12 protein-coding genes are annotated in these 13,226 nt (G+C 63.3%); 7 read left to right on the top strand and 5 right to left on the bottom strand.

The window, feature by feature from the left end; genetic code table 11:
- Window positions 1-10: 10 nt before the first annotated feature.
- The 3 genes from A5634_RS09225 to A5634_RS09215 are packed head-to-tail and all read right to left on the bottom strand — an operon-like array spanning window position 11 to window position 3,397.
- Window positions 11-1,213 carry an acyl-CoA dehydrogenase family protein gene (locus tag A5634_RS09225; RefSeq protein ID WP_065143735.1) on the bottom strand — a complete coding sequence of 401 codons (1,203 nt, stop codon included), beginning with the start codon at window positions 1,211-1,213 and terminating at the stop codon, window positions 11-13.
- Window positions 1,210-2,193, bottom strand: a complete 984-nt coding sequence (locus A5634_RS09220) for an acyl-CoA dehydrogenase family protein (RefSeq protein WP_065143734.1) — start codon at window positions 2,191-2,193, stop codon at window positions 1,210-1,212. The genes A5634_RS09225 and A5634_RS09220 overlap by 4 nt, the downstream gene beginning before the upstream one ends.
- 7 nt (window positions 2,194-2,200) lie before the next feature.
- Complete coding sequence (locus A5634_RS09215) at window positions 2,201-3,397, bottom strand: amidohydrolase family protein (RefSeq protein ID WP_065143733.1); 1,197 nt, start codon at window positions 3,395-3,397, stop codon at window positions 2,201-2,203.
- Between the two features lie 165 nt (window positions 3,398-3,562).
- Here A5634_RS09215 and A5634_RS09210 point away from each other — a divergent pair, with 165 nt between their 5' ends.
- The 5 genes from A5634_RS09210 to A5634_RS09190 all read left to right on the top strand — a co-directional run bounded on the left by A5634_RS09210 (window position 3,563) and on the right by A5634_RS09190 (window position 8,021).
- A complete protein-coding gene (locus A5634_RS09210) occupies window positions 3,563-4,666 on the top strand; it encodes an acyl-CoA dehydrogenase family protein (protein ID WP_172831668.1) in 1,104 nt (367 codons plus the stop codon).
- A 14-nt stretch (window positions 4,667-4,680) separates the two neighbouring features.
- The gene (locus A5634_RS09205) at window positions 4,681-5,583 is read left to right on the top strand and encodes a TIGR03619 family F420-dependent LLM class oxidoreductase (protein ID WP_065143798.1); all 903 of its coding nucleotides are present in this window, start codon (window positions 4,681-4,683) and stop codon (window positions 5,581-5,583) included.
- Window positions 5,584-5,637: 54 nt separating this feature from the next.
- Window positions 5,638-6,273 carry a cysteine hydrolase gene (locus tag A5634_RS09200; RefSeq protein WP_065143731.1) on the top strand — a complete coding sequence of 212 codons (636 nt, stop codon included), beginning with the start codon at window positions 5,638-5,640 and terminating at the stop codon, window positions 6,271-6,273.
- An 87-nt stretch (window positions 6,274-6,360) separates the two neighbouring features.
- Complete coding sequence (locus A5634_RS09195) at window positions 6,361-7,554, top strand: amidohydrolase family protein (protein WP_065143730.1); 1,194 nt, start codon at window positions 6,361-6,363, stop codon at window positions 7,552-7,554.
- On the top strand, window positions 7,551-8,021 hold the full coding sequence (locus tag A5634_RS09190; RefSeq protein WP_065143729.1) for a MaoC family dehydratase: 471 nt from the start codon (window positions 7,551-7,553) through the stop codon (window positions 8,019-8,021). The genes A5634_RS09195 and A5634_RS09190 overlap by 4 nt, the downstream gene beginning before the upstream one ends.
- 19 nt (window positions 8,022-8,040) lie before the next feature.
- Here A5634_RS09190 and A5634_RS09185 read toward each other — a convergent pair whose 3' ends face one another.
- The gene (locus A5634_RS09185) at window positions 8,041-9,282 is read right to left on the bottom strand and encodes a cytochrome P450 (RefSeq protein WP_065143728.1); all 1,242 of its coding nucleotides are present in this window, start codon (window positions 9,280-9,282) and stop codon (window positions 8,041-8,043) included.
- Window positions 9,283-9,540: 258 nt separating this feature from the next.
- On the opposite strand from A5634_RS09185, the gene A5634_RS09180 reads away from it, so the two are divergent.
- On the top strand, window positions 9,541-11,163 hold the full coding sequence (locus tag A5634_RS09180; protein WP_065143727.1) for a class I adenylate-forming enzyme family protein: 1,623 nt from the start codon (window positions 9,541-9,543) through the stop codon (window positions 11,161-11,163).
- A 41-nt stretch (window positions 11,164-11,204) separates the two neighbouring features.
- A complete protein-coding gene (locus A5634_RS09175; protein WP_081290310.1) occupies window positions 11,205-12,239 on the top strand; it encodes an NAD(P)H-dependent amine dehydrogenase family protein in 1,035 nt (344 codons plus the stop codon).
- Here the strand turns inward: A5634_RS09175 and A5634_RS09170 are convergent.
- On the bottom strand, window positions 12,236-13,162 hold the full coding sequence (locus tag A5634_RS09170) for a dihydrodipicolinate reductase (RefSeq protein WP_065143797.1): 927 nt from the start codon (window positions 13,160-13,162) through the stop codon (window positions 12,236-12,238). The genes A5634_RS09175 and A5634_RS09170 overlap by 4 nt on opposite strands.
- Between the last annotated feature and the right edge of the window lie 64 nt (window positions 13,163-13,226).

Below are 13,226 nucleotides of genomic sequence, written 5' to 3'. Positions count from 1 at the left end.
CTAGCCGTACTCATCTGCTAGGCAAGAGCAGACGACGTTTCGCGAGGATGTTGCGCATCATCTCCGAGCTTCCACCCGATATCGTGTAGGCGCGCGACCACAGCCAGCATTCACGCAACCGCTGCTTGGCTTGTCGCACGGCATTGTCTGAGTTCACAACCACTGTGGCAGATGCCGCCAGCTCCGCGCCATAGGCTGCGACTCGGTGATAGGTCTCGGCGAAACTCAATTTGGCGATCGAGCCGTCGCCCACCTGCTCGTCGCCCGATATCAGCCGCTCGACATAGTCGTCGATGAACGCCTTGGCTACTTCGACCTCGACCGCCAACTCGGCCACCTGCTGACGGACGTCGGCGAACTTCAGTGCCGGCACGCCGTCGATGTGGGCGTGGCGCGCCACGGTGACTAGATCATCGATCAGCAGTTCCAGCAGGATGACGTTTCCGCCGATACCAAATCGTTCAAAGTCGAGGCCTGCCATGATGATTGACCAGCCTTGACCTACCTCACCGATCAGGCCGTCGGCGCCGATTCGGACTCTGGTCAGGAAGACCTCGTTGACCTCGATCGCATCGCCGATCGTGCGGATCGGACGAATTTCGACGCCGTCCGCGCCGAGCGGCACGGTGAAGACCGAAAGCCCATGGTGGCGCGACGAAGCCGGGTCGGTACGAATCAGCGCAAGGCCCATATCGGCCCAGTGGCCGTCAGTGATCCAGATTTTCTGACCATCGAGGAGCCAGCCGCCATCATCTTGCTGCACACCGCGACTGCGCACCGCGGCGATGTCACTGCCGGCATCGGGTTCGCTGAACAGCTGGCACCAGACATGCTCGCTGCGCCGAATCGGCGGCAGCAGGGTGCGCTTCTGTTCTTCGGAACCGAAGTGCAACAAGACGTGTGCGGCCAGGTTGACCTGGTCGATGGGCCGTGGTGCGCGGGCGCGCAGGATCTCCTCGCTCGTAATGCGATCGTGCAGCGGGTGGTGGTCGACGCGCCCGCCGTATTCGACGGGCCAGTCCGCACCCACGAAACCCGCCTCGAAAAGGCCGGCGAACCACGCGCGCAGCTGGGCCTCCTGTTCGGTGGTCTTAGGTGCCCGGTGGCCTTCGCGCGCTTCGATTGCCGGTGCATGTTCAGATATGTGCGCCCTGACCCGGTTGCGGAATTCGCTCAGCTGCGCCTCGGTGGGCCGGTTTCCAAATGCGTTCACCAGCCGCAGGCCTCCGCCAGCAACGCCCGACTGGACCGGGCCGTCCCCACCAGATGACCGTTGGTGAAGACCCGACGCAGTTCGTGGTGCAGCGGGTACTCCCACGTGAATCCGATGCCGCCCGACAGTTGCATGCAATCGTCCACGGCGGCAGTGCCATTCGCCGCTACGAATGCGTGCGCCACCGCGGCCAGCGCCGGCGCCTTCTCCCGCCCCCGTTCATAGCCTGAAGCAACCGCCCGCGCCGCCTTCATGACGACAGCGCGGGCCTTGACCTCAAAAACCAGTAGATCTACCAGTCGGTGCTGAACCGCTTGAAAACTCGCGATCGGCACTCCGAATGCGACGCGCTCTTTGAGGTAAGCCGTGAGCCGTTCCAAGGTCGCCGATACCGCGCCGATGGAGTCGGCGGCAACGAGCAGCCGAGCCACGGCGCTCAGCTCAGCAGCTCGTTCGGGCGATCCGATCGCGACGCTCGGCGCTTCCGTGAGATCGATACGACACACCGGTCTGTTGACGTCCAGCAGATCAGCGTCCAGCTCGAACCTCGCCGGGTCCAAGTCTTCGAGCAGGTGAATCCCGTTACTTCCCAAGATGATAACGATATCCGCATCATCGCGGACGACCCGTGCACAGTCGCCGAGAAAGGTGCAGCCCGCTGTCGCAGTACCGGTCAGCAGGCTGGGCAGCCACTGCTGCCGTACCTGGTCGGGCGCGGAACCCAGGGCCGCGGCGGCCAGTGCCGTGCCGAACCAGGACGATCCGTCCCGGGCTCGCCCGAGTTCCTCGGCAATGACGCACGTCTCGACCGGACACCAGCCGGCTCCACCCATCGCCTCATCGACGAGTAGCCCGGTCCAGTCCATCGCCGCAAGTTCCTTGACGGATTGCGTCTCGCCGCGTTCAGCCAAGAACCTTCGCGCCGACGCCCTCAGCAGGTCCAGATCGAGGTCGACGTCCGCCGAATTGTCGTCGGCCATGCCGCCGTCAACTCCCGACAAGCAACTGGTCGGCGTTGTCGCGCATGATCCGCCGCTTGCTGGCATCGTCGAGGGGGTCAAGCAGCTTCACGAAGTCCGCAGGCTCGGCTATGCCTTCGGCGTGCGGGTAGTCCGAGCCCATCACCAGGCAATCGTCATATCCCATGCCCGCGACGATCGCCGGTATGTCGTCCTCGGGGTACGGGACGACGCGAACGTGACGGCGAAAGATTGCCGATGGCCGCTCCGTCAGCTTTCCACCGATCCACGGCCCGTTGCGGCCCATGCCGCGACTCTTGTCCATGTGTCGGACGAAGAACGGCACCCACTCCGCTCCATGCTCGGCGACAAGAACTTTCAGCTCTGGGAAGCGTCCGAACAGGTTGTCGAAGATGAGTGCGGACAACGTCTCCTCGATCGGGCGCTGACCATAGATGTTCATCCACTGCCACGCCGACATGTGCCACGAGGCAGGATCAGGGTTCTGACCCCACGCGGGCGAGATCGCATTGAAGTACCAGAACGGCATGATGTGAAACACCAGGATGCAACCGGCCTCCTGCAAGCGTGCGTAAATCGGGTCGAAGTACGGGTCACCGGGTGAGCGTCCGTAGGCCGGCCCGGTGGGCAGCAACACGAACTTTGCGCCTTGGGCGATAATCGCCTCGGTTTCTGCGACCGCAGAATCCAAGTCGCGCAACGACATCAGCGCGGTGGCGAAAATCTTGTCGTCGTAGCTGAAGCCCCACTCTTCGTCAAACCATCGGTTGAATGAGCGCAGATTGGCATACAGTGCCGCCGTGTCGTCGACGTAGTGTTCAGCGGCCAGGGCCATCCCGCTCGGATAGATGACCATGCGCTCAACGTTCTGCTCGGCCATCACGGCCAGGCGTGCACCGCGCTCGATGAATTCCGGCTGCATGGGCTGCGGCTCGTAGGATTCCTCGGGGTTGCCCGATCCCATTTGCTTGAGCATTTCCTTGAGCGAGCCGGGCCGGTACGCGACGTCAAGTCCCAGACCCCCTTCGCTATTGAAGGTGGCAACGCGATGCCCTGCCAGGATCACCTCGACGCCGTCCGCCCCGCGCACGGTGGTGATCGCCCGGTCCCGAAACTTTTCCGGCAGATAACGGGTGAATGCGTCCCGCGTCTCGTAGCAGTGGGTATCGCAGTCGAAGATGCCGTAATCGAGTTTCGTTGCCAACGCGTCGCTCCTAACGAGAATGATTATTCTCTATTTCCAGGAAAGATACTATCCTGATCCAGGAGTGGCCATTCGGGACGGTGACCACGCTGTGCCCGTGCCAGGCCCGCCCAGAAAGGTTTGTCGCCATCAAAGCCACTGACGGACAACATGATCAGTGGACCGATGGCTGAAGTTGACGATTTTCGACGGGTCGTGCGCGACTACCTGACCAAATCGTCGCCGAGCGGGACCGTCCGCGCGCTGATGGCGACGGAGAGCGGGTACGACCAGGACTGCTGGCGCCAGATGGCCGGAGAACTGGGCCTGCACGGCATCGCGGTTCCACAGCGGTGGGGCGGCGCGGGAGCTGGCATCGCCGAACTGGCTGTGGTCTTCGAGGAAATGGGGCGCGCGCTGTTGTGCTCTCCCTTTTTCGCCACCGTGGCGCTGGCGACACAGGCCGTCCTCGCCAGCGGTGACGACGCCGCTGCGCAACGGTTCGTCCCTGGTTTCATCGACGGCTCCAGCATTGCGACGCTGATCCTCAACGGCCGACTCGGCGCGTGGGACCCCGCGGCCGTGACGCTGCGGGCCGACCGCTTCGGCACCGGAGGTACCGGCTACCGGATCTACGGTGACGCGCCGCTCGTGATCGACGGTCACATCGCTGACGTCGTGCTGGCAGCGGCCAATACCGACGCCGGCATATCTTTACTCGCGGTGCGCGCCGGGTCGGAGGGGGTTCGGCGCACACTGCTGGCCGGGCTCGACCGCACCCGCAAGATCGCCAGAGTGCAATTCGACGGCGCCCCAGCGGAAGCGATCGGAGCCGACGGTGCTGCCGCGAACTTTCTCGCGCGGACATCGGATCTCGCCATCGTCGTGTTGGCGGCGGAACAGGTTGGCGCCGCGCAACGATGCCTCGATATGGCCGTGGACAATGCCAAGAACCGGATCCAGTTCGGTCGGCCGATCGGCAGTTTCCAGGCGATCAAGCACCGGTGTGCGGACATGTTGGTACAGGTCGAGGGGGCACGTTCGGCCGCCTCGCATGCGGCCGATGTCGCCGGTACCGATGGGGGGCCTACCGCCGCGTCGGTCGCGAAAATGGTGTGTTCTGAAGCCTTTCTCCAAGTCGCACTGGACAACATGCGCATTCACGGCGGCATCGGCTTCACCTGGGAACACGACGCGCACCTGTTCGTCCGGCGGGCCAAGGCCACCCAGTTGATCTTCGGCGACCCCGACTACCACGCCCAGCGCCTGGCGGCACTTGTCGCACCGTGAAAGGACCTGTTGAATTGACCGTTTCCTTCTCCCTCGAACTGCCCACCCAGCGCGTCGAGGCGGTGGACGAGTTCGTCACCGCTGAAGCCATCGCTGACATCGCACGAGTGGCCGAGGCAAGCGGATTCGGGGCGGTCCACGTCACCGACCACCCCGCGCCCGATGCGAAGTGGTTAGACCACGGCGGCCATCACGCCCTTGATCCCTTCGTCGCACTGACGTTCGCCGCCGCCGCAACTACCGATGTCAAGCTGCTGACCAACGTCTACATCGCCGCCTACCGCAACCCGTTCCTTGGTGCCAAATCGATTCAAAGCCTCGCCGCGCTGTCCAAGGGGCGGCTCATCCTCGGCACCGCAGCGGGCTACCTCAAGCCCGAATTCAAGGCCCTCGGAATCGATTTCGATCGCCGTGGCGCCCTGCTCGACGAGGCGCTGGAGGTCCTGGACAAGGTCTTCACCGGTGCCGACATCGCTTATGAAGGCACGTCGTTCGCCGCCCGCGGTGTGCGCCTACGCCCACTGCCGGACACACCGCCACCGGTGTGGATCGGAGGCAATAGCAAGACGGCCGTACGCCGCGCGGTAGCCCGCGCCCAGGGCTGGGCGCCGTTCAACACGTTCGGCTGTGCCGCGGCGTCGCGTACCGCGGAGATCTCGACGATCGATGAGTTGGAGCGCGCCATCGAATGGGCGAAGCAGTACGCGGCCGAAATCGGCCGCACCGCACCGCTGGATATCTGCTTTTCGGCGGGAAACTTGTTGGATGACAGCAAATCCACCGACGAGCGGCACGCGGGGATCGCACGGCTCCAAGCGGCCGGGGTCACCTGGCTCACCATCGCAGCACCGGGTGTCGACCGGGCCGAGTTGATCGAGCGTTCCCGATCCTTCGCCGCGGAGTTCATCGCGGCGTGAGGCGTTGACCACCATGTCAACAATGTCCCGCAAGACACGATAACGTCTATTCTCATGCCGCAACCTAGTCTGCACGACCTGATCGACCCCGCCACCACCGCGCTGGTTACCCAGGAGTGCCAGGGTGGGGTGATCGGACCGCAAGCCGGACTCCCCTTCCTCGCCGAAGAAGCTCGCCGCGAAGCGATTCCAAACATCGCAAAGTTGCTTGGCGCTGCCCGGGCCGCCGGGGTCGCGGTTGTGCACTGTCTGATGCAGAAGCGGCCGGACAACCGCGGGTCGAATACCAATGCCCGGCTGTTCATGGCCGGCAAGTCGTTCGCCACCGACCTGACTCCCGGCAGCGCGGGTGCATCGGTGTTGCCGGAGCTGGGGCCGGAGCCCAGCGATCTCGTGCTGACGCGAACGCATGGGGTTGGACCCATGACCGGTACCGACCTCGACTCCGTACTTAGGAACATGGGGATCAAGACAATTGTGGGAGTAGGTGTTTCGGTCAACATCGCGATTCAGAACTTCGTGATGGATGCCGTGAACCGCAGCTATCAGTTCGTGTTACCGCGCGACGCGGTGAGCGGCTATCCCCGAGAGTATGCCGAAGCCATCATCGACAACACCCTGTCATTGCTCAGCACCGTGACCACCACCGACGCGGTTGTCGGCGTATGGCAGGAGTTTCGCCAAGCCTGACCTGATCTGGATGCGCCGAGTCGATGGTGATAACGTCGTTCCCACATAGCGTAAATGCGCATATTCGCTGTTCAGGAGGAGAGTCCCATGTCTTCCCGGTCATTGCCGTACCCGGTGTTCGACATCGACAATCACATGTACGAGACGACGGACGCGCTGACGAAATACCTGCCGAAGGAGCACCGCGGGAAGGTCGGTTACGTCGAGGTCAACGGCCGGCCGAAATTGGTCGTCAAGGATCACATCAGCCACATGATCCCCAACCCCACCTTCGCGCGCGTTGCGCGGCCCGGCAGCGCGGAGGACTACTTCCTCGGCAACAATCCCGAGGGCCTCAACTTCCGTGAATTCATCGGCGAGGCAATGGATGTCATTCCCGCCTACCAGGACCCGGCGCCCCGGCTGGAGCTGATGGACGAGCTCGGCATCGACCAATGCGTCATGTATCCGACCTTGGCCAGCCTCATCGAGGAACGCACCACCGACGACGTCGTGCTCACCCACGCGATCATCCACGCGCTCAACGAGTGGATGCACGAGCACTGGACGTTCAATTACCACGACAGGATCTTCGCGACGCCGGTCATTTGTCTGCCGTTGGTGGACGAGGCCATCAGGGAATTCCATTGGTGCCTCGAACGCGGCATTAAGACTTTCCTGGTCCGGCCCGCCCCGGTGCCCAGCCGCTTCGGTGGGTCTCGCTCGATGGGCCTACCCGAGTTCGACCCGTTCTGGACAGAGGTCGTCAAAACGGGCATGCCGGTGACCATGCACGCCTCGGACAGCGGCTACCAGAAGCATCTGATGGAGTGGGAAGGCGGCGACGAGTACCTGTCCTTCAAGCCCAGCGCACTGCGTGAGGTCGTGATGGGCCATCGGGCGATCGAGGACACCCTGGCTGCAATGATCTGCCACGGCGCACTGTCGCGCTTTCCGGACCTGAGGATCCTCTGCGTAGAAAACGGCAGTGGCTGGGTTCGCAATCTGCTCGACCAGCTCAATACGGCGTACCGGATCATGCCCAAGGAATTCGACGAGCACCCCGTCGAAGTGTTCAAACGCAATATCTACATCCACCCGTTCCTCGAAGACGACCTCAAGGGAATCATCGACATCATGGGCGAGGACCACGTGATGTTCGGCTCCGACTTCCCCCACCCCGAGGGCATCGGCGATCCGCTGAGCTTCATCGACCGGCTCGACGGCATTTCCGAATCAGCCAAAGCGAAGATTATGGGCGGCAACGCGATTGAGCAGCTGGGGCTCAAGGTTCCGGCGTGACGCCCGCGTCTCCGAAGGAGTACGCCGGTGTCGCCGGCTTCGAGGCCCACGTCGGCGAGCATCTCGGTTACAGCGACTGGCGCCAGGTCACCCAGCAGGAAATCGATCTGTTCGCCGAGGCAACCGGTGATCATCAGTGGATTCACGTCGACCCGGAGAAGGCGGCCACCGGCCCCTACGGCCGGACCATCGCCCACGGCTATTTGACCTTGTCGCTGGTTCCCATTCTGGTGCAACAGATTTACCGAGTGACCGGATTGGCCATGCAGGTCAACTACGGCAGTGACAAGCTGCGCTTCCCAGCGCCAGTGCCGGTCGAATCACGCATCAGGGCGGGGGCCGAGCTCATCAAAGTGGAACGCACCGACAAGGGCGGCCGGGCCACCGTGCGCGTCACCGTCGAGGTCGAGGGAAGCCAGCGGCCGGCGTGCGTTGTCGACACGATCGCGGCGATGGTCGACGCCTGATCAAGCACGCGTTCAGTCTTCAGAATTCCTCGGCTTTCGCGCGCACGGGCACGTTGGACCACCCGCAGACATTGGACATCGCCACCCGACGCAACCCGCCGCGGTCGACTTCGTACTGAGGAAGGAGATCGAGTAGTGCCTCGAGCGCGATGCGGCTCTCCATCCTCGCCAGCGCCGCACCCAGGCAGCTGTGGATGCCGTATCCGAACGCAAGATTGAATCCCATCTTGCGCTCCCTGTCGATGTCCAGGCGATCGGGATCGGGGAACATCCGCTCGTCGCGCGTCGCCGAGCCCGTGACGAGCAACACGGCGCTGCCCGCGGGAATTGTCCTGCCGTGCAACGTGACATCACGGGTAGCGGTGCGGACCTGGTATTGCGACGGCGCCTCGTAACGCAGCAACTCCTCGATCGCGGCGGGAACCTTACTACGGTCCTCCCGCAACTTCTGCCACTGGTCGGGAAATTCGGCAAAGGCGACCATGGCATTTCCGACGAGCTTGGTCACCGTCTCCGCGCCCGCACCGCCGAGCATGGTCGCGAATCCGGTGATGTCCACATCGGAGAGCTTCTCCACCTGTCCGTCCCGCTCTACCTCGGTCTCGATGAGCCGACTGATCATGTCGTCTCGGGGTTCGGCACGGCGCTGCCGCACCAGGTCGTAGTAATACAGGCCGGTGTTCATCGAAGCCTGGAAACCGGCTGGGGTGGTGGCGATCCCACCAGGGTGCCGTTCCAGCAGCAGATCCAGCCAGACCCGAATCTGGTCGCGGTCTTGCTTCGGCACACCCAGCATGGTGGTGATGACCTCGTTCGGAAACAGTGCGGAGAAGTCCGCCACCACGTCGAAGGACGACGGGTCGAGCGCGTGGATTCGTTCGTAGACCTTCTCGCGCACCATGTCTTCCAGCGCGGCGATCGCGCGCGGGGTGAACACGTTGCTCACCAACCGGCGCATCTTTTGATGTTCGGGCGGGTCCATCGAGATGATGACCTTGGGCACCGGTATCGCGTCGTCGTGCGCCTGCACCATGTCCAGCGTGGCGCCCCTGGCCGAGGAGAACGTCTCGTAATCCTTGGTCGCGGGGGCGACATCGTGGTAGCGGGTCAGAGCCCAGAAGTCCCATTTGGCGCTGTAGTAAACCGGGGCGGTGTCGCGTAGACGACGGTACGTGTCGAAGGCTCCGTTGAAGAAGTCTTCCGAGAAGGGGTCGAATTCCACGGGGTCGCCTGAAACCGATTGCGGTGCAGTCGGACTCATAGGATTGCTCCGGTCCCCCGGTGGCCCGCGATAGTGTCCCAGTCGAAGGCGGCGTCTATCAGGACCTCCTCGGCGTGCTGTTCGTCGTGCCAGCGCACCGGCAGACAGCAACGGCGACAACGCCTGTTTGCATTATCCGAGAATGGCAGTTCTGGACGAGTTTGTAAAACGGGGCGGCGCCGGGCTCCGACATCGACCGGCAACCAACAATTGAGAACTGGTGTTTTCGCTTTACGGAAGGCCTACTATTCTGCGCCTATGCCCTTCCCGACCACTGCGCTCACGATTCCTGCACTGGTGAGGTCGGGCGCGGAACGCTACGGGGACAAGCCCTTCCTCATCGCCGACGGGCAGGAATTGACCTATGCCGACCTCGACCGCCGCTCGGCCGCACTGGCGAATGTCCTGTTGGCGCAGGGTATAAGCAAGGGTGATCACGTCGGAATCTTGATGCCCAACAGCGTCGACTGGGCACTGGCTTGGTTTGCCACCACACGCATCGGCGCGGTCGCCGTACCGCTCAACACTTTCTACAAGGCGCCCGAACTTGCCTGGACCGCCCGCCACGCTGACCTGCAAGCGATTCTGGCGTGGTCGCAGTTCCGCAATCACGACTTCCTCACCCGATTGGAGGAAGCGCTGCCAGGCCTGGCCGAGCAAGGCGAGCCAGGCCGCATCGCGGTACGCACCGCGCCGTTCCTGCGGACCGTGGCAGTGTGGGGACCATCCGATCGGAGCTGGGCGACAACCATGGACGCCGTTGCCGCGGTCTCGGCTGGCGACGCCGACTTCCTTCCCGCCGTGGAATCGTGTGTGACACCGGCGGACGAGGTGACGATCATCTACACCTCGGGAAGTACCGGTGACCCCAAAGGACCCGTGCATACGCAGGGCACGTTGATCCGTCACACCTACAACCTGACCTTTAGCTACGGCGTCACCCACGATTCGGTGATGTTCACGTCGATGCCCTTCTTTTGGGTGGGAGGACTGATCACCGGGTTGCACGCCGTGATTCATCACGGCGCGACCCTGGTCACACAGCCCGCCTTCGATGCTGCGGAAGCGCTGGAACTGATTGAGCACCACCGCGCGACGATCACGCTGGGCTGGCCGCAGCAGGGAAAGACCCTGGCCGAACATCCCGACTTCGCCATCCGTGATTTGAGCTCGGTGCAACGCACCAGTATGCCGGCGATGGTGCCGCTCGAGCGTCGACCCACGGGTCCCCCCAATGCTTTGGGAATGACGGAGTTGTGCGGCAATCACATCGGGGTGGACCCCTATGTGCCGCAGCCGCCCGATCGATCCGAAACCGGCGGCGTACCCATCGAAGGGCTACACCATCTGGTCGTGGATCTGGATACGGGACAACCGGCGGCCACTGGGAGCCCGGGCGAAATATGGGTTCGCGGATATTCGTTGATGCAACGGCTGCACAAGCGTGAACGCGAGGAGGTGTTCACTGCAGACGGCTACTACCGGACTGGTGACTGCGGTGTCGCCTACGACGATGGATGGATCAAGTTCACCGGCCGGTTGGGCGACATGATCAAGACGGCCGGCGGGGCCAACGTCACACCCGGCGAAGTCGAGCTGGCGCTGGTTGATTGCGACGGCGTGCTGGAAGCGTACGTGGTCGGCGCCGAAAGCGGTGACGACGCAACGGTGGTCGCCGCCGCGGTGGTGCCGCGCGGTGGATCGACGCTCGACGGCGAGTCTTTGCGGGTGCAGCTGCGTGCCCGGCTGTCGGCGTACAAGGTGCCGAAGTTCATCTGGGTCACCGCCAAGCAAGACCTCCCGTTCACCGCGACCGGAAAGATCAAGAAGCCCGAGCTGGCGCGACAGCTGAGCAGCTTAATGAAGGAGCAATATCTGTGAGTAGCAGGCCCTTACGCGTTGCGGTCATCTCCACCGGTTGGATCAGCAGCCTGGCGATACGCGCGATCGTGCGCCGTCCGCATCTCGAACTGGTCGGGGTGTGGGTGCACAGTCCGGAGAAGACCGGGCGCGACGCCGGCGATATCGTCGGCGTGGGTCCGATCGGGATTACCACGACCAACGATCTCGGCGACATCATCGCCTTGAAGCCCGATTGCGTCGTATACGGTGCGGCCAGCGCCGAGATGGATGCCGCCGCGGTGCCCGACTACATACGCCTACTCGACGGCGGGCTCAACGTCGTCACGACCAATACGCCCGGAATGATGTTCCCCGACAGGTGGATTCCCACCTTCGCCGACCAGGTGCGCACAGCCGCCCTGGCCGCCGGGAAAACCATCTATACCTCGGGTATCGAGCCCGGCTTCGCGGGCGATCAATTCGCGGTGTTGCTAACGACTTTGTCAGACACCATCCGGTCTATTCGTGCGCAGGAGATCTTCGACTACTCTGCGTATCCGAATCGGGACCTGATGGTCGACGCCATGGGGTTCGGCAAGCCGCTCGACTTCACTCCGCTGATCGAACTCGAAGGTGCTCAGCAGTTCGCCTGGGGGCCGCCTATCGGGTTGGTGGCGAAGGCCCTCGGCGTCGAACTCGAAACGGTCACCGAGAAGTACGAACGAATCGTCACCCCGCGCGACCTCCAGGTGGCGTGCGGGACCATTCCCGCCGGTACCTGTGGTGCCGTGCGGGCCGAAACCACAGGAGTGGTCGACGGGCACCCGGTGATCACCATCGAACACATCAACCGGATGGCTCCCGACCTCGCGCCGGAATGGGCGTCTGCGCCACAAGGCACGTACCGCATCGTCATCGAGGGTGAGCCGCACATCCAGTGCGACCTTCGCTTCGGTACCGAGGGCACCGCGGCATCGGCGAATGCGAATGCCATGCTGGCAACGGCGATGCGCGTGGTCAACGCCATCCCCTACGTCGTCGATGCGCCTCCCGGCATCGCGACGTCGATGGATCTACCGATCACCGCGCCGCGCAACGCATTGGATTTCAGCTAGACAACTAGCCGACGCGAGAGTCGGGTGACGAGTTCCGGTCCGGCCAGCGGCATTTCGATGACGCCGGGGGCCGCGGCCACCACTTGAGGAATGGCATTTACCGCGGCCATCGCGGTTGCCGTGATTCCCGGATTAGTCCGGTCTCCGCTGGACTGTTCCATGTACAGTTCCAGACTCATACTCGGGTCGCCTTCAACTCGGAACACCATGCCCCCCTGACCCTCTCGCGAAGGCTTGGGCCAGCTTTCGGGCCACGGGGTCGAACTCACCGTCGCGAAGTATTGAACGGCCACCGCTTTGCGATCGTCGACCACTCCCGAAAGTTGCCAGCGGTGACCGCAAATCGTGCCCGACGGCACTACACCGAGGGCGGTCGGTAGATCCGCTGGAGCCAGCAAGGTCTCCCAGTCGAGTTCTACGCGGTCAAGTTCGATACCCAACACGTCCGCGAGATAGCGGACGACCGTCTCCCAGTCATGATTCACCTTCCCCGAAGCGATTCGGACGGGTATGTGGCCGTCCGGCTTTCCGAAACCCATCGACTCATGCAGCACATCCCAGATCGGATAGGCCTTGTCCAAGTTGACCGCAAATTCGTCCATCCGGTAGGAGTCCACCCTGCCCGCGCCGGCCAGCAGGGCGGTCGGAATATTGAGACTGATGAAGCCGGGCTCGCTGCCGGTAGCGTAGAACGTCGAATTGCCCTTCCTGGCGGCTGATTCCAGCGCGGCACGCCAGTGTTGCGGCGCGGCAACTGGGTAGACCATCGGAATCGTCGAGATGGTGACGACGTTGATGCCCGACTCCAGTAGCGCAGCAATGTCCGCGATCGCGTCATCTTCCCGGCGGACCGCTGTTGCGCAGTACGAAACGCAATCGGGTTTCAGCGCAATGACTTCCGCCATGTCGCCGGTGGCCGTCACCCCAACGTCCGGCACACCGCAGAGCTGTCCCGCATCGGTGCCGACCTTGCTCGTGGTTGAGACG

It is taken from the genome of Mycobacterium asiaticum (genome assembly GCF_001673365.1).
GTDB classification, from domain to species: Bacteria; Actinomycetota; Actinomycetes; order Mycobacteriales; family Mycobacteriaceae; genus Mycobacterium; species Mycobacterium asiaticum_A.
Note: the sequence above shows the minus strand (reverse complement) of the source record. Positions and strands in the feature narration are given on the sequence as shown.